Annotated in this window: 21 protein-coding genes and 1 pseudogene; 18 read left to right on the top strand and 4 right to left on the bottom strand. The window is 35.8% G+C overall.

The features are described from left to right. The first annotated feature begins 57 nt into the window (after window positions 1-57). The 7 genes and pseudogenes from POF52_RS10320 to POF52_RS10290 all read left to right on the top strand — a co-directional run bounded on the left by POF52_RS10320 (window position 58) and on the right by POF52_RS10290 (window position 5,656). Complete coding sequence (locus POF52_RS10320) at window positions 58-270, top strand: hypothetical protein (RefSeq protein WP_013083131.1); 213 nt, start codon at window positions 58-60, stop codon at window positions 268-270. A 260-nt stretch (window positions 271-530) separates the two neighbouring features. Next, on the top strand, window positions 531-671 hold the full coding sequence (locus POF52_RS10315) for a YjcZ family sporulation protein (protein ID WP_176584636.1): 141 nt from the start codon (window positions 531-533) through the stop codon (window positions 669-671). A gap of 604 nt (window positions 672-1,275) precedes the next feature. Further along, window positions 1,276-2,874 (top strand): annotated as a pseudogene (locus tag POF52_RS10310) (M4 family metallopeptidase); the annotation flags it as partial. 307 nt (window positions 2,875-3,181) lie between these two features. Beyond that, window positions 3,182-3,922, top strand: coding sequence for a metallophosphoesterase family protein (locus tag POF52_RS10305; protein ID WP_016764089.1), 741 nt, complete (start codon window positions 3,182-3,184; stop codon window positions 3,920-3,922). Window positions 3,923-4,198: 276 nt separating this feature from the next. Continuing rightward, the gene (gene fsa / locus POF52_RS10300) at window positions 4,199-4,867 is read left to right on the top strand and encodes a fructose-6-phosphate aldolase (RefSeq protein WP_271993094.1); all 669 of its coding nucleotides are present in this window, start codon (window positions 4,199-4,201) and stop codon (window positions 4,865-4,867) included. A 164-nt stretch (window positions 4,868-5,031) separates the two neighbouring features. Further along, window positions 5,032-5,250, top strand: coding sequence for a spore germination protein (locus POF52_RS10295; RefSeq protein WP_025752385.1), 219 nt, complete (start codon window positions 5,032-5,034; stop codon window positions 5,248-5,250). 118 nt (window positions 5,251-5,368) lie between these two features. Next, on the top strand, window positions 5,369-5,656 hold the full coding sequence (locus POF52_RS10290) for a hypothetical protein (protein ID WP_013083135.1): 288 nt from the start codon (window positions 5,369-5,371) through the stop codon (window positions 5,654-5,656). A 29-nt stretch (window positions 5,657-5,685) separates the two neighbouring features. On the opposite strand, the gene POF52_RS10285 is transcribed toward POF52_RS10290, so the two are convergent. The 3 genes from POF52_RS10285 to POF52_RS10275 all read right to left on the bottom strand — a co-directional run bounded on the left by POF52_RS10285 (window position 5,686) and on the right by POF52_RS10275 (window position 7,741). Continuing rightward, on the bottom strand, window positions 5,686-6,357 hold the full coding sequence (locus tag POF52_RS10285) for an NAD(P)H-dependent oxidoreductase (RefSeq protein WP_013083136.1): 672 nt from the start codon (window positions 6,355-6,357) through the stop codon (window positions 5,686-5,688). Between the two features lie 301 nt (window positions 6,358-6,658). Then, window positions 6,659-6,799, bottom strand: a complete 141-nt coding sequence (gene sspL, locus POF52_RS10280) for a small, acid-soluble spore protein L (protein ID WP_013057030.1) — start codon at window positions 6,797-6,799, stop codon at window positions 6,659-6,661. 171 nt (window positions 6,800-6,970) lie between these two features. Beyond that, window positions 6,971-7,741 (bottom strand): SDR family NAD(P)-dependent oxidoreductase, encoded by a 771-nt coding sequence (locus POF52_RS10275; RefSeq protein ID WP_271992406.1) that lies wholly within the window; start codon window positions 7,739-7,741, stop codon window positions 6,971-6,973. A 195-nt stretch (window positions 7,742-7,936) separates the two neighbouring features. Here POF52_RS10275 and POF52_RS10270 point away from each other — a divergent pair, with 195 nt between their 5' ends. The 3 genes from POF52_RS10270 to POF52_RS10260 all read left to right on the top strand — a co-directional run bounded on the left by POF52_RS10270 (window position 7,937) and on the right by POF52_RS10260 (window position 11,753). Next, complete coding sequence (locus POF52_RS10270; protein WP_271992403.1) at window positions 7,937-9,544, top strand: ATP-binding protein; 1,608 nt, start codon at window positions 7,937-7,939, stop codon at window positions 9,542-9,544. After that, entirely contained in the window at window positions 9,541-10,248 is a 708-nt protein-coding gene (locus POF52_RS10265; RefSeq protein ID WP_176584631.1) for a response regulator, read from the top strand. Before POF52_RS10270 ends, POF52_RS10265 begins: the two co-directional genes overlap by 4 nt. A 197-nt stretch (window positions 10,249-10,445) precedes the next feature. Beyond that, complete coding sequence (locus tag POF52_RS10260; RefSeq protein WP_271992401.1) at window positions 10,446-11,753, top strand: CitMHS family transporter; 1,308 nt, start codon at window positions 10,446-10,448, stop codon at window positions 11,751-11,753. 36 nt (window positions 11,754-11,789) lie between these two features. Here POF52_RS10260 and POF52_RS10255 read toward each other — a convergent pair whose 3' ends face one another. Next, the gene (locus POF52_RS10255) at window positions 11,790-12,389 is read right to left on the bottom strand and encodes a DedA family protein (RefSeq protein WP_271992399.1); all 600 of its coding nucleotides are present in this window, start codon (window positions 12,387-12,389) and stop codon (window positions 11,790-11,792) included. Window positions 12,390-12,725: 336 nt separating this feature from the next. Here POF52_RS10255 and POF52_RS10250 point away from each other — a divergent pair, with 336 nt between their 5' ends. The 8 genes from POF52_RS10250 to POF52_RS10215 all read left to right on the top strand — a co-directional run bounded on the left by POF52_RS10250 (window position 12,726) and on the right by POF52_RS10215 (window position 20,025). Beyond that, window positions 12,726-14,006, top strand: a complete 1,281-nt coding sequence (locus tag POF52_RS10250; RefSeq protein WP_271992397.1) for a GntP family permease — start codon at window positions 12,726-12,728, stop codon at window positions 14,004-14,006. A gap of 19 nt (window positions 14,007-14,025) precedes the next feature. Continuing rightward, window positions 14,026-14,802, top strand: a complete 777-nt coding sequence (locus POF52_RS10245; RefSeq protein ID WP_013057034.1) for a 3-hydroxybutyrate dehydrogenase — start codon at window positions 14,026-14,028, stop codon at window positions 14,800-14,802. Between the two features lie 194 nt (window positions 14,803-14,996). After that, a complete protein-coding gene (locus POF52_RS10240) occupies window positions 14,997-16,457 on the top strand; it encodes an aminoacyl-histidine dipeptidase (protein ID WP_271992392.1) in 1,461 nt (486 codons plus the stop codon). A 244-nt stretch (window positions 16,458-16,701) separates the two neighbouring features. After that, entirely contained in the window at window positions 16,702-17,175 is a 474-nt protein-coding gene (locus tag POF52_RS10235; RefSeq protein WP_162214245.1) for a hypothetical protein, read from the top strand. A gap of 181 nt (window positions 17,176-17,356) precedes the next feature. Beyond that, the gene (locus POF52_RS10230; protein ID WP_271992390.1) at window positions 17,357-17,935 is read left to right on the top strand and encodes a GNAT family N-acetyltransferase; all 579 of its coding nucleotides are present in this window, start codon (window positions 17,357-17,359) and stop codon (window positions 17,933-17,935) included. A 156-nt stretch (window positions 17,936-18,091) separates the two neighbouring features. Beyond that, the gene (locus POF52_RS10225; protein ID WP_013057038.1) at window positions 18,092-18,421 is read left to right on the top strand and encodes a PadR family transcriptional regulator; all 330 of its coding nucleotides are present in this window, start codon (window positions 18,092-18,094) and stop codon (window positions 18,419-18,421) included. Between the two features lie 18 nt (window positions 18,422-18,439). Beyond that, a complete protein-coding gene (locus POF52_RS10220) occupies window positions 18,440-19,159 on the top strand; it encodes a pentapeptide repeat-containing protein (RefSeq protein ID WP_271992387.1) in 720 nt (239 codons plus the stop codon). A 179-nt stretch (window positions 19,160-19,338) separates the two neighbouring features. Continuing rightward, the gene (locus POF52_RS10215) at window positions 19,339-20,025 is read left to right on the top strand and encodes an O-methyltransferase (protein ID WP_176584625.1); all 687 of its coding nucleotides are present in this window, start codon (window positions 19,339-19,341) and stop codon (window positions 20,023-20,025) included. Window positions 20,026-20,201: the final 176 nt, after the last annotated feature.

Here is a 20,201-nt window from a genome sequence, read left to right as displayed (position 1 = left end):
CAACAAGTTGTTTAGTAAAGTTATAATATTCTATGTTGGAGTAAAATAAGCAAAGGAGTGGTTACGATTAAACAGAAAAAGTGGATTAACATATTTCGTATTCTGTATATTATTTTTGCTATTATTGCGATTGGAGCATCTTTTGGAGACTATTCTTTTGGGCTTAATAATCCCCGCATAGTCAGTTTAACGGCTCTTGTTTTGGCGGTTATCTGTATTGTTCCGTATTACATACTTCGCTTTAAAGAACAAGCTTCTAAAAGTAAATAAGTTCATATGTGTTATCTTAAAAGAGGCTGGAACAAAAGTATTTTAGTTGAAGGAAGATCCGAACGATTCATCGTTCGGATTTTTTTATTGTTATGGTGAACATGGGTTTAATCTAGCTGGTTGCTTTTAGCGGTTGATTGGAGTGATTTCGTTATGTCTCAGTCTCTTTTTTATCGTCATAAAAGGGCGGTAAATGGGCGAGCATTTTTTCTAGCCTGTACATATGCTATAGAGTAAACAGGCTACGGAGGTGAAGTGAAATGGGATTTTGTAACTGGGGTTACGGCGGTGGTTATGGTTACGGCGGTTACGGCGGCTACGGTAGTTACGGTGGCGGTTTTGCATTAATCGTTGTACTATTTGTTTTATTAGTTATCGTTGGTTGTACATGCTTGAAATAAACAGAAAAGCACGGATTTACAAAGATTTTAGTAGATTCGTGCTTTTTTATGTTCATAAGAAGGACAGTGCTATAATAAAATAATGTTGTGCATGTACATAAAAAACATACAAAAAATTTAATTAATAGATTAAAAAAATAAAAAAATGAAGAGGAAGAGTAGATTTAAGCCTCAAAAACGGTCTGAAATTTATAATTTTCCTTATAAGTAATTTTTGTAAAATGCTTATCAGGACTGATAGTAAGACCGAATAATACTTCATAGGTCGCTAGTTTTTATCAGCTGACTTGAAGAATTATTTTACTTGTATGAAAATCAACATAAATGATTTTCATATAGTTTAAATAGGTAAAAAAGACTTATTGCAAAAGATTTATTCTTAATTTTCATAATAATAGGAATATTAAAATAATATATAGACGTAGTAATTTTTAGTTGCTATAATGTTGCTAATTATCACAATTAACAGAAAAATTGCGGTAATTAAATTTACTAGGGATAGGGAGAAAAAACTATGAAAAAGAAAAAACAGGCTTTAAAGGTATTATTATCAGTTGGTATCCTTTCTTCATCATTTGCTTTTGCACATACGAGCAGTGCCGCGCCAAATAATGTACTTTCAACCGAAAAGTATAACAAAGAAATTAAATCTCCTGAGTTTATTTCTGGAAAGCTTTCAGGCCCATCATCACAGAAAGCTCAAGACGTCGTATTTCATTATATGAATACAAATAAAGACAAATATAAATTAGGAAACGAAAATGCTCAAAATTCATTTAAAGTGACAGAAGTAGTGAAAGATCCCGTTGAACAAGCAACCGTTGTACGCTTGCAGCAGGTATATAATAATATTCCTGTTTGGGGATCTACTCAATTAGCACACGTAGCGAAAGATGGAACCTTAAAAGTTGTATCAGGTACAGTAGCTCCTGATTTAGATAAAAAGGAAAAGCTAAAAGGACAGAAGCAAGTTGACAGCAAAAAGGCGATTCAAGCAGCTGAAAAAGACTTAGGCTTTAAACCGACGTATGAAAAATCCCCTTCATCTGAACTGTATGTTTATCAAAATGGTTCAGACACAACGTATGCTTATGTAGTAAATTTAAATTTCTTAAGCCCTGAACCAGGTAACTATTATTACTTTGTTGATGCTATTAGCGGTAAAGTGCTGGATAAGTACAATACGATTGATTCCGTAGCTGGTCCAAAAGCCGATGTGAAGCAAGCGGCAAAGCCGGCAGCGAAACCTGTAACAGGAACAAATGCTATTGGCTCAGGTAAAGGAGTGCTTGGAGATACTAAATCTTTAAAGACAACGTTATCTAGTTCTACTTACTACTTACAAGATAATACAAGAGGGGCGACAATCTATACGTATGATGCAAAAAATCGTACATCTCTGCCAGGTACACTATGGGCAGACACGGATAATACGTACAATGCAACCCGCGATGCAGCTGCAGTAGATGCTCACTATTATGCAGGCGTGACATATGATTATTACAAAAACAAATTTAACCGCAACTCCTATGACAATGCAGGAGCTCCGCTAAAATCGACTGTTCATTATAGCAGCGGTTACAATAATGCGTTTTGGAATGGCTCTCAAATGGTATACGGAGATGGAGATGGAACTACTTTTGTTCCGCTATCAGGAGGATTAGATGTTATCGGACATGAATTGACGCATGCGGTCACAGAAAGAAGTTCTAATTTAATCTATCAATATGAATCAGGTGCATTAAACGAGGCAATTTCCGATATTTTCGGAACATTGGTAGAATACTATGACAACCGTAATCCAGATTGGGAAATTGGAGAAGATATTTATACGCCTGGTACAAGCGGTGATGCGCTTCGTTCAATGAGCAACCCAGCGAAATATGGAGATCCGGATCATTATTCAAAGCGCTATACAGGTTCTAGTGACAACGGCGGAGTTCATACAAACAGCGGTATTATCAACAAAGCTGCCTACTTGCTAGCTAACGGAGGAACGCATTACGGGGTTACTGTAACAGGCATCGGCGGCGATAAGCTAGGGAAAATTTATTACCGTGCTAATACGCTATACTTCACTCAGTCTACAACGTTTAGCCAAGCGCGTGCAGGTTTAGTACAAGCTGCTGCTGATCTATACGGTTCAGGCTCTCAAGAAGTAATTTCAGTAGGCAAGTCATTTGACGCAGTTGGTGTTCAATAAGTTATAAACCAAAAGTCGCAAGATAAATGAGGTATCTTACGACTCTCTATACTACCTTACTACCAATAAAGGAGTACTCGTATAAATATATTACAGTACTCCTTTATTTTATGTTAATAAATAAAGAAAACAGATTTCTTCTTGATTTATAAAAATCCACTTCTTATTCCTCCCTTTTATGTCCATTCGAATTATACCGTTGTTTGTTAAATGGAGAGAACACGTTTTAGTAAACGGTCTTATTATAAAATGTTATAATAAAGAAAAGAATTGAATACATACATATGAAAAAGGAGTGGAGGAATCAATGGACAAAATTGCTGTTATTTCAGATATCCACGGAAATCTTCCTGCATTAGAAGCAGTTTTAGCTGACATACAACAACGAGATATCCATCGCATCATTTGTCTAGGTGATTTAGTAGGAAAAGGACCGGATTCAAGTAAAGCGATTGATATCATAAAAGAAAAGTGCGAAGTAACAGTAATGGGAAACTGGGATGACTTCATTACAAAGCCTGCGGAATTCGAAGCGTTGAAATGGCATCAGAAGAAGTTAAGTTCAGCCCAAGAGGCATACTTAAAGGAACTTCCTTTTTCCGTTGAGTTTATGATGAGCGGAAAATTAATTAGAATGTTTCACGCTTCACCTAGAAGTCTTTATGACCGAATTCAACCTTGGGATTCACTTGAAAAGCGCCTTAGTCTATTTGCTAATACGGAATATACGGAAAATATAAAAGGATCAAGAGAGCCAGATGTTATCTGTTACGGAGATGTACATAATGCATTTATTCAACATATTAAAGGGAAAACGCTATGCAATGTAGGAAGTGTAGGAAACCCGCTTGATTTACCACAAGCTTCCTATCTTATCTTAGAAGGAAAGGATCAAGACGAAAGTCCTTCAGCATTTTCTATTCAATTTGTACGTATTCCATACGATATTGAAAAGGCTATCGAATTGGCGAGAGCTGTAGAGATGCCGGATTTTGAACCCTACGTTCAAGAATTAAAAACAGCTCGCTATAGAGGACTGAAAAATTAAGAATAGAATGTATCTCAACCTTCAGCATAAATGCTGAAGGTTTTTTAGTGGAGTATATGAGGGGTTATTCAACACCATTAGTATGATACATGCAAATAAAAGTTATTCCGATGAATTTAAGGAAGGGAAAACTTGGAGAAAAACATACAGCATTTGAAAGGAAATAAATTTTATTTTATGAAGACAATATGAAGAGGGCAATTCCATTTGAACATAAAGTCATGCAAAAACGCCCCTGAAAAGCTGTTTTTACCATAACGAGTGGAGGAATACATGATGAAATTTTTTATTGATACAGCTAACCTGGAAGATATTAAAAAAGCATATAAAATTGGGGTATTATCAGGTGTTACCACAAACCCTTCGCTAGTAGCTAAAGAAGGCGTAAAGTTTGAAGATCGCATCGAAGAAATTTTAAAAACCGTTCCTGAAGTAGAATCCGTTTCAGCAGAAGTCACGCCCGACACAGTAACCGCCGATGACATGATTGCTCAAGCAGAAGAGCTGATAAAAATTAATGGAGGAGACAAAAATATAACGATTAAACTTCCTATGACCATTGCTGGATTGGAAGCAACCCGTTATCTAGCTAAAAAAGGCGTAAAAACAAACGTAACGTTAATTTTTACAGTGAATCAAGCGCTTCTAGCAGCTCGTGCCGGTGCCACATACGTATCGCCATTTTTAGGACGCTTAGACGATATTTCAGAAGACGGTGTTTATCTGGTATCTCGAATTGCAGAGCTATTTCGAATTCAACACATTGACTCACAAATTATAGCAGCGTCAGTCAGACACCCAGATCACGTCACACGAGTAGCTCTTGCTGGGGCTCATATTGCTACAATTCCGTATGCTGTAATTGAACAATTAGTAAAACACCCGCTAACAGAGCAAGGAATTGAAAAATTTGTATCAGACTGGGAAAAAGCTGTAAAAAATTAAATTCACTTAAGGAGAAGACATCATTTTAGTGTCTTCTCTGCTTAAAGGGTATACGAAGATTCTTTTTTTCTATTTTGTAGCAAACAACTTATCAATAATAGGCGAACATCCTATACATATATGCAGAGATGACATACGTTAATAGAAACGAAAGAGGTGTTAAAATGGGCTGTATTATTAACATTGAAAATATCGTGACTAATGGGTTAAAAGACAACTCGAACGTAAGCGTAGGCTGTGTTGTACAAAATAGTCACACGGCAAATACAAAATCGGTAGGAGCTTGTTTTTCGTTTGGAAACGGCTCTCCTGCTATTGCCTCTATGACAAACAGTAATATCGACTTTTGCAAAGGTGAAGAAAATAAAGAGCAGCAATCTTGAAAACAATTCCAGAAAGAGTATTTCTGGAATTGTTTTTTGGTAAGTGATAGAGTTTTGTTAACAAGGTGTTTTGGCTTTTAAAAGAAAAACATTCATGAGGAAGGGGCTGAGCGGTGCTATGAGCATTATTTCTATGATTCCTTATACATACGTTGAAAGAAAAATAAAACGAACACAAAAAGTGACAATTCAGCATTCAAAAGACATGTGCTTATACGCTGATAGTATTGAAACACAAAACGATTGCTTTCACATTAATGACGTATTTGACATCTCTTACAAATGCGTTTCAAAAGACAGCGGCTTTTTATACTTACATACAAATCAAGGGATGTTCGCTTATACCATACAAACCGATCCTTCTGCCTTTATAACAGCATATAAAAATATAAAAACGAAGGGGTGACGCAATGTCACCCCTTCGTTTTTCGTTTCTTATTTTACCCACTGTACAACTTGATCCATACTTCTTCTCGTTTTTCCGCGTTTAGGTTCATGAATTCGATAGCCGAACGCAACCATAACGGAAATATCAAACTTACCGTCTTCTAGTAATCCTTCTTCTTTTAGAATCTCATGTACTTGGTCATAGTTAAATCCTTCAATCGGACAAGAATCAATACCAATTTGAGCAGCTGATGTCATCATATTAGCTAGTGCAATATAAGATTGTTTGCTAGCCCAATCAAATAGTGCTCGCTTGCTTTCGAACAAATGAAAATCATTTTCTTGGAAATCTTTATAACGAGGCATTAATGTCTCCAATACATCATCCGGCATTTCTTTTACGTTTTTTTGAAGATTCAACACATATTCAGAGTCATATCTTGCGTCTGTACGAGAAAGAATAATAACAAAATGACTTGCTGTAGGAATTTGACCTTGTGCTCCCCAAGAAACAGCTTTTAATTTTTCTTTTAAATCTTTATTTTCAACGACTAAAAACTTCCACGGCTCATAACCTACTGAGCTTGGAGATAAGCGCCCTGTTTCTAAAATGAATTGGAAATCTTCATCGGAAATTTTCTTCGCTGGATCAAACTCTTTTGTAGCATGACGAAAGTTAAATGCGTCTAAAATTTCTTGTTTTTTATCTGTATGGTTCATGTGTAAACAACCTTTCTGTAAAAAATATTTAGTGATGAACTGTTCAGAGTAATCTATACCCTGTATAGCTTACAATTAACAGCCAGTTAACATACAATTTGTCATAAAATCCGTTTGCAGATTTATCATAATTCATATAAATGATTCTAACAAGTACGCACATTTTTGTTGTATAGTATACTTTTTTATACTATTGATGCAGTTTCATAAGAAGCAGAAAGGAGTCAACAATCTGGGGAGTTTCGTTTTCGAAAAAGTAATTAAGAGGAAGAGAGGAGAAGAGTGATCTTCTCCTTGTTAATTAAATTTTTGTATTTGACTTTTTCGCTTTGTTTTCAAGTTCACTTTTCGGTTCTGTTGAAAATTCAACATCTTTTCCGTGTCCTTGAGGGTTAACTCCAGGAGCTACTTGACCGCGGTTAGCAGATTTTTTTGTACCCATTTTCGTCACCTCCGTTCGGTTAGTATGTACAAAAAGCAAAACAAAAATTAGGAAGTAAAGCGTGGAAAGATAAATAGGGAAAGATTATTTTTAAGCATCTTCATTACATAAACAAGATAGTTATTCATTTAAACGGACATAAAAAAACACCCTTGGAAGAGTGTTTTTTGTTTAAGAATCTGAGCTTGTCGCTCTGTCTGCGTATGGATAGATAGGATCTTTTAATTGAAATTCGTAAGTCACTCCATCTACAAGTCCTACCGTTTTATTGCTATCATAAAGGTCCAGCATAAAAGCAGCCATTTCTTTTGACGTATGAAACTTAGGTACTCGTCCTTCGTATTCAAAATCACTCATATCCATCGAACGCTGTGCAAATTCTGTTTCAGTAGCCGCCGGAGCTAAAACTTTAGCCTGCATTTTTGCTCCTCTTCCTTTTAATTCTTGAGAAAGACCTTCTGTAAATGCACTTACGTAGAATTTTGTTGCGCAATAAGTGACTGCATCAGCAACAATGGTGTAGCCGCCTCCAGAAGAGACATTAATAAGCTGTGTACCTTCAACGTTTTCATAATCTCTTACAAATAGAGAAGAAAGAATGGTTAAGGCTTCGATATTTAAATGAAGCATTGTTTCAATTTTAGTTAATTTTTGTTCACCGACAGAAGCAAAGTTTCCGAATCCAGCATTGTTAATCCAAGTTTCTAATTCATACTCTTTGAGTGACTCATAAAACGTATGAGCATTTTCTGCCACGGATAAATCAACCGACTGGACAATAACCTTTACATCTTGATTCAGTTCTTCAACTTTTCTTTTTAACTCTTCTAGCTTGTTCTCTCTACGTGCAGCCAATATAAGATTTTTTCCACGTCCAGCAAAAGCTAAAGCTGTTTCATATCCAATTCCTGAACTTGCGCCAGTGATTACTGTATATTTCATGTTGATTCCTCCATTTTCGATGTTTTCGAATTGATTATAATTGTTAAAGTATACTTTAAGTCAAGCGTTTATTCGGTTTGTTTTTCCCTTTAGACGTCTGTTTATAAACATTTGAAGTTGGGTGCTAAACTTTTTTGCTTTTATGCTACACTTGAAACAACAGCCGAAATTTCATTTCATTAAAAGGAGGAATGTATGCGTTTTCTTAATGTGAGTAGAAGACCTAGCTTACTTGCCCAAATTACATTACTTATTACGGTAGTTATCCTTGTGAGTACCGTCCTTGTATGCATTTTATTTTCTGCAATGATAGATGAAATTGTTGAAAAATATGTAGGTAAGCAAGCTATGACAGTAGCAAAATTAGCTTCTGAAGACAAAACGATTGTAAAAGCTTTTAGGAATAAAAATCCTTCTGAGCACATCCAACCTATTGCAGAAAAAATAAGAAAAACCACTGGAGCAGATTACGTCACCATCGCTAATGATAAAGGAATCCGCTATTCTCATCCCAATAGTAGCTATATTGGAAAACATACCAAAACAAGTAACGAAGCTTCTTTAAAGGAGCATCAATCCATTATTTATAAAGGAAAAGGAATTTCAGGATTTGCAATTAAAGCCAAGACTCCCATATGGGATAGCCAAGGAAACGTAATAGGCGTTTCGTCAGTAGGGTTTCTTGTAAGCAATATAGAAAAACAGATTAATGATTATAGAATAAAAATTATTAAATTGTCCTGTATTCCTTTTCTTATTGGAGCATTTGGAGCTTTTTTCATTGCAAGGCGGGTAAAAAAACTAATACTTGGACTAGAACCGGAGGAGATTTCCTTTCTTTTTAAAGAAAAAGAGGCTACCCTTGAATCTATTCAAGATGCTACTATTACTGTAAATGTCGAAAAATATGTAACGTCGATGAACAGAAGGGCTAGAGAACTATTTGGTTATCTTCAAATAGGAGGAGAGATAAAGAACGCCCGTTTAGGACAGCTAATTGATCAAGTGATAGAAAAGCAGCGAGTGTATTCTAACCAGTCCCTTGTACTAGATAGTCAGCAGTATATTTTAGATTTATCTCCTATTATAAGAAAAAAAGAAGTGCAGGGTATCGTCCTTACTATAAGAACTTTATCTCAAATTGAAGAGTTGACAGAAGAGATTTCTAAAATTAAAATGTTTTCTGATAATTTACGTGCTCAAAATCACGAATTTTTAAATAAGCTGAACGTCATTTATGGATTGTTAAAGTTAAAGAAGCATGAGCATGTCATGCAAATGATTTCATCAGAGGTAAAGGAACGCCAAGATATTATTTCTTTTTTAATGTCTTCTGTAAAGGATCCTTTGATTGCGGCATGCTTACTTGGAAAGATCAATCGTTCGAAAGAATTAGACGTTACTTTAGAAATTGACCAAGATAGTAACTTAACAAGTACTTTAGATATCGAAGACGCAAAAAACGTTGTTTCTATCTTGGGGAATTTAATTGATAATGCGCTCGAGGCTGTACGAGAACATAAAGGGAACGTGCTGGTATCTTTTACAGATGTAGGAAATGACCTGATTTTTGAAGTTGAAGATAATGGACCAGGGATATCAAAAGAAGTAGAAAATATGATTTTTATAGATGGTTACACAACGAAAAAAGGTGAAAATCACGGAATTGGATTGACTATTGTTAAAAGATCTGTAGAGCTGCTTAAAGGTGAACTATACATAAGCAAAAGTATGTTACAAGGAGCAAGATTCACATTAGTTATCCCAAAGCTATTAAATAATGAAAAGGAAGAATCGATATGACTGAAAATCAAATTAATGTCATGATTATAGAAGATGATTCTACAGCTGCACAAATTTATGAACAGTTTACTAAGAAACTAGAGCATTTCACTGTTGTTGCGACAGCAGGATCTGGAGAACAGGCTTTAGAACTGCTAACAATATTTACGCCGCAATTAATTTTATTAGACGTCTTTTTACCAGATATCAACGGAGTGGAGCTGCTATGGGAAATCAGAAAGAAGTATCGAGGAATCGATATTATTTTAATAACGGCAGCCAATGATGTTGAAACAGTAGGGGAAGCAATAAGAGGAGGAGCATTTGGTTATTTGGTAAAACCTGTAATTATTGATAAATTTTTATCTACTTTAAAACATTATCAGTCTACGAGAATAGAATTAACCGAAAATAAAATGATTAACCAAGATAAAATAGACCATTTATTTAGAACACGTCATAACCGCCACACTCAATCAGCAGCTGCAGTAATAGAACTTCCTAAGGGAATTGATAAACATACTCTTCGTTTAGTAAGAGATAAAGTTCGCGAAGTTCAGCAGAGCTTGAATGTAGATGAGTTTGCTCAACTAGTAGGTATCAGTTATTCAACAATGAGAAGGTATTTAGAGTATTTAGTATCTTGTAAAGAAATGCAGGTGGAAATAGTGTATGGAAGTGTAGGGAGGCCTGAGCGGAAATACCGAGTAACTAATTTTACATAAAAACGAGATAGCGGTTCTTTGTCCGCTATCTCGTTTTTATGTAGAAATGATGCATGAAAAAAATGAAAAAAATTACTTTTATAAAAGATATTAAACTTATGTTGGTTATCTATGAACCTGCTTTAACAAGTGATACCTTTTTAGTAACGTGTAGCAAACAAAAATGAAACCGTTATCAAAAAGGAGGAAAAATATTCGTGCTTTCTTTATTAGGATTTTTAATGGTTGCAGTATTCATGTATTTAATTATGTCAAAGCGACTTACCCCAATGGTTGCTCTTATCATTATTCCAATTATATTTGGTTTAATAGGTGGTTTTGCTAGCGGAATGGGACCTATGATGCTAGAGGGTGTAAAAGATATTGCTCCTACAGCTATTATGATTTTATTTGCTATTTTATATTTTGGATTAATGATTGATTCAGGATTGTTTGACCCTCTCGTTTCATTCATTTTAAAGGTTGTAAAAGGAGATCCTCTAAAAATCGTCGTCGGAACTGCTGTTCTTTCAACGATGGTTGCTTTAGATGGCGATGGAACTACTACCTATATGATAACGGTCTCTTCTTTGCTTCCATTATATAAACGACTAGAAATGAATCCGCTTATCCTAGCGGGAATTGCGATGCTATCTATGGGAGTTATGAATATGACTCCGTGGGGAGGTGCTTCTGCTATGGCTATGAGTTCATTAAATTTAGATTCGTCTCAGTTGTTTTTACCTTTAATACCTGTAATGGGTTTTGGACTTCTATGGGTGCTATTTGTTTCTGTTGTCCTTGGAAGAAGGGAAAGAAAAAGGTTAGGAGTTATCAATATTAAACATTCTGCAAATGAAATCGCACATGCAGATGAATTAGAGGGAACAGCGCAACATTTAGACTATCGACGTCCTAAGTTAGTATGGTTTAATTTTCTCCTTACCGTTAGTCTTATGGTGTGCTTAATTATGGACTTTATGTCGCTGATGCTTTTGTTCATGGTAGCGTTTGCTATTGCATTATTAATAAATTATCCAAACATCAAAGATCAACAGCAGCGAATTTCATCTCATGCAAATAATGCGGTAGCCGTCGTTTCAATTGTTATTGCAGCAGGTATTTTTACAGGAATTATGTCCGGAACAAAGATGATTGATGCTATGGCAAATACACTTGTAGGAATAATCCCAGATGCAATGGGTCCTTTTTTGCCAGTTGTAGTAGCATTTTTAAGTGCTCCTTTTACATTTTTTATGTCTAATAATGCTTTTTATTTTGGCGTATTGCCAATTATTGCTCAAGCTGCCGAAAGTTATGGCATTAGCGCAGCTGAAATTGGAAGAGCTGCTATCTTAGGACAACCTGTTCACGTGATAAGTCCCTTGGTAGCAGCAGCTCACTTATTAATTGGAATGGTAGGAATTGAATTTAGTGATTTGCAACGCTTTTTAATTAAGTGGGCGCTAGGAACTACGGCAGTGATGACAATAGCTGCATTAATTTTAGGTGTTATTTCTATCTGATAAAAAAAGACCCCCGAAGGGTCTTTTTTTATACTCTTACATTGAACTAGACTGTTTGCTGCAGCTGCTTTTTTTAAAATAGAACTTATAAATTAAAAATCCGCATACAGCCACTACCGCTGCAATTAAAATATAGGTTTGTGCATCTGAAATAAAAGATTGAATGGACTTAAAGTTTCCGATTTGCCCTAACCAAAGCATGGCAATATTCAAAGGAAAGATACCAAGAAATGTGAGCAGAGCAAACGGCATAGGTTTCACTTTAGATAGCCCTGAAAGATAGGAAATGTAGTTTCCGAGCCCTAAAGGACGAGCAATCGCAATACTCCATAATCCGCATTTTTTAAACCATTTTTGTGATTTCTCAAATGCTTTTTTCTTTTTAGATAATTTTTTCTTTACCTTATCCTCTAATTTATAGCCTATCCCATACGGTATAAAGCTAAAAGCTGTATAAACGGCGCTTCCTGCAAGAGCGATTAATAATAATTTCACTATGTGCATGTTTAATAAGTATCCGTAGGTAAGGGTGAGAAGAGAACCAGGAAACGGCAGGGAGGAAGCCTCAATGGCCAGTCCGCTTAAAAGTCCCCAAATTCCAAATTGTTTCAGTAAGTCTGTTATGAAATGTAGCATAAGATCGCCTCTTTTTCTGTGTCATAACATTCAAATACCCATCTATATGTTCGGAAAAACTTATAAAAGAAAAGAAAATAAAGGAAGAAAGCGGGATGTGACAGAAAAAAATTAGCTTGTACAAGGAAAAAGGAAGGAAGTGTATTTTATAGCTTCTACTCAGAGTGAAATTATAGGAAAAAAATAATTGAGGGTGAATTTTTAAATAAACTACGACTTTTATTCATAGTTTTGATTCCTTTTATTCATTTTACTTATAAAAATAACGGGTGTAAACTTGTTGTGTTGTGAAATAATCCATTATGTATATGTATTAAAAGGAAAGGAGGTTACCGTATGGTTATTATTGTAGGATTGTTATTGTTGATGTTTTTTGCTTATCTAGGATGGTCTATTATCTGGGTGGCACCTGTTGTTGCTACGTTCGTTGCTTATTTTAGCGGTTTAAAAGTACTGCCTACTTATACAGATGTGTATATGGGAGGGTTTGTAGATTTCGCCGCAAAATGGTTCCCCATCTTTTTATTAGGAGCCGTCTTTGGAAAGCTAATGGAAGATACAGGCGCAGCCAAATCGTTGGCGCAGCGTATTGCTAAATTATTTGGAAGTAAAAGAGCGATTTTAGGGGTGCTAATTGCTTCAGCCATTTTGACATACGGCGGAGTGAGTCTATTCGTTGTTGTCTTTGCGATTTATCCTTTAGCAATCGCGCTATTTCGAGAAGCTAACGTATCGCGAAATTTACTGCCAGCAACCGTTGCACTCGGAGCATTTACGTTTACAATGACAGCGATTCCAGGTACGCCTCAAATTCAAAATCTGATTCCGACTGCTACATTTAAAACGAATGCAATGTCCGGTTCGATTATTGGAATTGTCTCAGGTCTTATTATGGCGGTGGGAGGATATTTATGGTTAGCTTATCGTGATAAAAAATTAAAAGCTAAAAATCAAGGGTTTACCAAGCCTAATGAATCATCAGTCGCAGCGAGTGAAGAGCAGGACTCGATGAATGTAATATTAGCTATTTTACCGCTGATTGTCGTTGTCGTGACGTTAAACGTTTTAAAATGGGAGCCTATCGTTTCATTATTAATTGGTATTTTTTCTATTTTACTTATTAATTTTAAACACTATAAAACGTTTATTTCTTCTATAAATGAAGGAGCAAAAGGATCCGTGATGGCTGTTATTAACACGAGTGCAGCAGTAGGTTTTGGCTCGGTTATTACAGCAGTTCCAGAGTTTAAAGATGTCACGCATGTGTTGCTAAACATTTCGAGCAACCCGCTCGTTTCAGAAGCGTTAAGCGTTCAAGTGCTAGCGATGATCACGGGTTCAGCATCCGGCGGTATGGGCATTGCGCTTCAAGCATTAGGAGATACGTGGTATCACTTGTCTCAAACGACGAATTTAAGTGCCGATGCTCTTCACCGTATTGCAAGCGTTGCGTCAGGTGCATCTATTTTACCGCATAACGGTGCGTTGTTAACGCTATTAGCCGTAACTGGTCTTCGGCATAAAGAAACGTATAAAGACGTATTTGTTGTTGCATTTATCATCCCGACAATCGCTTTATTTGCAGGAGTCGCATTAGCGGCAGCCGGTATTATTTAAAAACAGGAGGAGAATACACATGGTTGAAAATCAAGTAATTGTAATCACAGGAGCAGCAAGAGGAATTGGGTTTGAAATAGGTAAACGATTCGCAGAAAACGGTGGAAAAATTGTGTTATCCGACATTGATCAAGCTGCTGTAGAAGCTGCAGCACAAAATCTTCGTGAAGCTGGATTTGAAGCGCTTGGTGTCAAAGCCGATGTAACAAAAGAAGAAGAAATCAAACATTTAATTGAAACAGCAAACGCACATTTTGGAGCGGTTCATACGTTCATTAATAACGCTGGCTTGCAGCATGTTTCTCCAATCGAGGAGTTTCCAACTGAAAAATATGAGTTAATGATTAAAATTATGCTAACAGCTCCATTTATGGCGATTAAGCACGCGTTTCCGATTATGAAAAAACAAGGGTTCGGACGTATTATTAACGTTTCTTCTATCAACGGTTTAATCGGTTTTGCGGGCAAAGCAGCTTATAACAGTGCTAAACACGGTGTAATTGGGTTAACAAAAGTAGCTGCTCTTGAAGGCGCAGCACACGGTATTACGGTGAATGCACTTTGTCCTGGCTATGTGGATACACCACTAGTGAGAGGTCAGTTAGATGGTTTAGCTAAAACAAGAAATGTACCATTAGAGAGCGTGCTTGAAGAAGTTATTTATCCTTTAGTCCCTCAAAAAAGATTACTAGACGTGAGCGAAATTGCTGACTACGCTATTTTCTTAGCGAGTGATAAAGCAAAAGGTGTAACTGGTCAAGCGGTAGTAATGGACGGCGGATATACAGCTCAATAAAAAATAGAATAAGTCATTAAAAGCATAAAGGAGTCTAATGAGCTCCTTTATGCTTTTTTATGTTATATCTACTCTATCGAGCTAATCAACGTTAAAATATAACTAGGCTATACATAAAAGAAGCCTTATACTATTTCTCCTGTAAAGATAAATAGTATGATAAAAAAGCCTACAGTTCAGAAAGGATGATACATATGGTGCAAACAGTAAATGAATTAATTAAACATCCGGTTTTTTATTTTTTTAACGAAATTTCAGCTATTCCTAGAGAATCTGGAAATGAAAAGAAAATTAGTGACTATTTAGTTTCTTTTGCAAAAGAAAGAAGCCTTGAAGTTATACAAGACGAGGCTTTAAATGTAATTATTAAAAAGCCGGCAGCTAAAGGATATGAAGATGCTCCAGTCATCATTTTGCAAGGACATATGGACATGGTATGCGAGTTAAATAAAGGAACTGTGCATGATTTCGAAAAAGATCCGCTTCAACTGCGAATTGTGGAAGATATGCTTTATGCAAATGGTACTACGCTAGGAGCTGACAATGGGATTGCCGTTGCATATGCACTGGCTTTACTAGATGCTCATGATATAGCTCACCCCTCTCTTGAAGTAGTCATTACTACTGAGGAAGAAACAACTATGGGCGGAGCCATTGCTGTAAATCCAGCTCATTTTGAAGGAAAAATCTTTATTAACCTTGATACAGAAGAGGACGGAAAGCTGCTTGTCAGCAGCGCAGGCGGGGTAAAAAGCGTGCTTCGTATTCGCGTAGACTGGGAATCGTCTTCCGATAACTCAGAAACATATAGCTTAAGCATCGGTGGACTGCGCGGCGGACATTCTGGAATGGAAATCGATAAAGAAAGAGGAAATGCTAATAAACTGCTAGGGAGAGTTTTATATGATTTACAACATGAACTTCCCTATTCTTTAAGCAGCATTAGTGGAGGATTAAAATCAAATGCGATTCCCCGTGAATCAGAAGCAATTCTATCAGTTGGGCCTTCTGAGGTAGGAAAGCTAGAAAATAAGATTCGTGAGTGGAACGAAATAGTAAAAAATGAATTACAAGCGGCTGATCCGAGCGTATATGTAAAAATAAACAAATCTTCTTCCGTTGAGAAATGTTTTACAAAAGAAACGACAGAACGAATTGTACAAGCTATTATGCTAACACCAAACGGCGTTCAAAGCATGAGTATGAATATCGAAGGATTAGTAGAATCTTCTACCAACTTAGGTGTGATTACGACGACAGAGTCTGAGATTGTTTTTCAAAATGAAATCCGCAGCTCAGTAAAAAGCTTAAAAGAAAAAATAGTAAGTCAAGTGCACATACTTGCTCAAGTAGTCGGAGGAAGAGTTGAAACAAAAGGCAATTACCCTGAATGGGCGTACAATGCAGATTCAAAAATTCGCGAATTATGTAAAACGGTTTACAAAGAAAAGTATGGGGAAGAGGCGGAGATCATCGCCATCCATGCTGGAATTGAATGCGGTATTTTCCTGGAAAAAATCTCTGGATTAGACGCCATTTCGCTCGGTCCCGATATGTACGACGTTCATACACCTGATGAACACCTGAGCATTTCGTCTACTATTAAGACATGGGAATACTTATTAGCGGTATTAAAAGAAGCAAATAAGATATAAAGTTATCAGCATCTCTATAATTTTTAAAAAAGAGCTTCTGTAAAGGAGCTCTTTTTCATTCGTCATTTAGCAGATAATAAGCAGAATTCCGTCAACACGTCAGGCAATTGAGAACATTTATGTGAGCGTTTTACAAATAAAGGTTTTAAAACAGGCCTAAAAGAGGTAAACAATTACTAAAACGATAGACAAATGAATTCAAAACAAGCTCTGCAACTAATAAATTAGTAGGGAGAGAATGTATATGAATGATAATAGTCTTATCAAAGATCCCTTTTTGGAAAAAGGAGAAATTGAATTTTTAGAATTAAGGAAAGACGAAATACGTTATCTAAAGTTCGATCGGTTTTTGAAAGTGATTAAAGTACTTAATCAACGCAGTGATAAAGGCTACCAGAGTCTTATGCTTTCCGTTGATGGCTTTAAAGGTAATTCAAGAGAATTATATGAGATAGAGGAGTTTCGCAGATACGTAAATTTGTTAATTAATCAAGTTCCTCAAATATTATTTTATATTCACGATAAAAACAAAATGACTAATCAAATTTTGAAAAGTCTATCAAACAACAGCAGCCAACCGGCCTCTATAGATCCTAAGAGAGCACGTTTAATGATTGATGCCATACAGGAGCAAGTAGAGAAAACAGAGGATAAAGAGATAAAGGAGAATCTTTCTGAATTCGTATGTAAAATCCAGAGCTTTGTGAATCAGTATTAACAGTTCCCAATAAAAAAGCAGAATCCATATTATAAAAAAGTACGAGAACTCATAGTTTCTCGTGCTTTTTTATTGGAAAAACAGTAGAAAGAGAAAAGGAGTATCAACATAGATTGATAAATAATAAATAATAATGGTAAAGCTTCATATTCTGCCGTGAAATAACAAGGGGGAATGAACATTGCATCATATTGAAATAAGAAGACCAAAAATAGAAGACCGCGCAGAACTCCACGAGCTTTTTAATGAAGTAATCACAGATACCTTTTATAAAGAGGGTCTATCTGAAATGGTGAACGATATACAAATAGAAATTGAAAGTAAAGAACAATATTTAAAAAGTGACCTTGATAGCGGTGGAAAACATCGATTCTTTTGGCTCGGAATAGATACGTGCACCAATAAGATTATTGGCTGTATTGAATATGGTCCTGCTAGTGAATTAATTACATCGTGTACAAAAGGAGACCTGCAAGGATGGATTGAAATCGGCACAGTTTTTGTTCATCCAAAGTACCAAAGAAAAGGTGTAGGCACACTGCTTTTACATACTATGCTGCTTACCCTTCAAAGCAGAGAAATTAAAAAAATTTGTTTGGACAGCGGATACAAAAATGCTCAAAAGGTATGGAAAAACATATTTGGAATCCCTGATTATTTAGTAAAAGATTACTGGAGCAAGGGGTATCATCACATGGTTTGGAAAATATCAGCAGAAAGTACGCCCATAGTATTTAAGCTCAGTTATAACGAAGAATAAGATGTCTCCTAGAAAATAGCCGGTACGTTTCTACCGGCTATTTTCTACTGTTAAGCTGTTTACATATGTTCAATTATATATCAGTGTATTTTATTAAATATAATACCTTGACTGTCATAGTAATATGATTTAAATTATACATAAAGAGGTGATACTTTGGTATATGCAAAAATGTCTTCAGATTTACTTCGGGGACATACAGATACAATGATTTTGAAATTACTTCTCAGCGGCGATAAATATGGTTATGAAATTAGTAAGCTTATTTACACCTACTCTAAAGAGCAGTATGAGTTAAAAGAAGCCACAATGTATTCAAGCTTGAAGCGCCTGGAAAAAGACGGCCATATTCTTTCTTACTGGGGAGATGCTGTACAAGGCGGCCGCAGAAAATATTATAAAATTACAGAACAAGGAAAAAGCGTATATAAACAAAACAAAGAAAATTGGGAGCAAGCGAAAAAAATTATTGATTTATTGTTGTGAGAAAGGATGATGTTATAAATGAACGAAAAAATAAAAAATCATGTGCATAACATTTTGGCTCCTTATCAGGATGTAGAAAATATTCAAGATCTAGAAGAAGAACTATCACAGAACTTGCAGGAAAAATTTACAGATTACAAAAAAGACGGGCATAATGAAGAACAGGCTTATTATATGACAATCAATTCTATCGGTGATATCACAGAACTGATTCAATCAATGAATGTAGAAACAAAGGAATTAAAGCAAACCGTCCCTATGGATTTTTCAAAGACCGAGCTTACAAAATCTGATTTTCGTTCTGTATCGGTGTATAAAGGGAAATTTAATGCCAGTAATTTGAATGAATCTGATTTTAGCTATGCAGATCTTACAGACAGCATGTTTAAAAGCAGCAATTTAACGAAAGCAATATTTCATCACGTTAATTTAACAGGCGTACAATTTAAATGGGCAAATTTTAAACAGGCCAGTTTTAAAGGCTGTATCTATGACAACACGTACTTTAAGCAATGTAATTTAACAGACATCGTATTTGACGAAGAAACATTTAACGGAACAATCTTTGAAGGAACATCATTAAAAAAATCTTCATTTCGCCACGCAACTTTGCTAAATGTACAGTTTCGAGGATCAGATTTAAAGAAATCCGATTTTGAAGGTGCAAAAATAGATAAATTGACATATAACTTTTTAAAAAGTGCCAAGATAGATCTTAGTAAAATTACGGTTATTTAAAGGCAAAAAAGACCTCTCTGAAGGTCTTTTTTTATGGACATATAACAATTCTTTTTAAGAGCGAGCAGGATAGTTTATTAGAGAGCTAGAACACATTCATAATACGAACAATTACTGCAACAAGCTGAATATGAGAAGAACATAATCTTATCTTTGAAATAATAAAGCTTTTATCACTTATGTGGAGGAGTATGAAAATGTCTATATATGAAATTTGGAATGAAGTGGATCTTTATATGAATGATAAGCTTATACAACCTGACCCTATTCTTGATGAGGTATTGAAGGCAAATCAAGAGGCTAAATTACCTGCCATCGACGTATCGCCTAGTCAAGGAAAGTTTCTGCATTTGTTAGCTTCATTAAAAGGAGCTAAACGCATTTTAGAAATTGGTACTCTTGGAGGGTACAGCACGATTTGGCTAGCCAGAGCTCTTCCCAAAGACGGACAGCTAATTACGCTCGAATTAAGCGCTCAGCATGCAGAAGTAGCAAGAGCTAATTTAAAAAGAGCGGGAGTAAGCCACTTAGTAGAAGTCATTGTCGGCCCCGGGCTTGATACATTAGCTGTATTAAAGGATAAGGGAACAGATCCGTTTGATCTTATCTTTATTGATGCCGACAAGCCGAATAACCCAAATTACTTGAAGTGGGCTCTAGAATTATCGAAAAGAGGAAGTCTGATTATTTGTGATAATGTTGTTCGTCAAGGGCATGTGGTGAACTCAGAAAGTGAAGATGAAAATGTAAAGGGAATTCGTCAATTTATGAATGCTCTGGCTCAAGAAAAACGAATCAGCGCCACTGCTATACAAACCGTTGGAAGCAAAGGCTATGATGGATTCATTGTAGGGGTTGTTGAATGATAAAACTTGTATTACATCTAAAAAGAAACGGAGACATAACTGAATCTATCCAATCAACAGCTAGAAGCAAATACATACATGAAACCTACGTTCATCATCATCCTAAAAAAATCCGAACGAGCTGGATTCTCGACCAAACTCGTTCGGATTGTCCTTCAACTAACATACTTTTGTTC

It is taken from the genome of Priestia sp. AB (assembly GCF_028369225.1).
GTDB lineage: Bacteria > Bacillota > Bacilli > Bacillales > Bacillaceae_H > Priestia > Priestia megaterium.
Note: the sequence above shows the minus strand (reverse complement) of the source record. Positions and strands in the feature narration are given on the sequence as shown.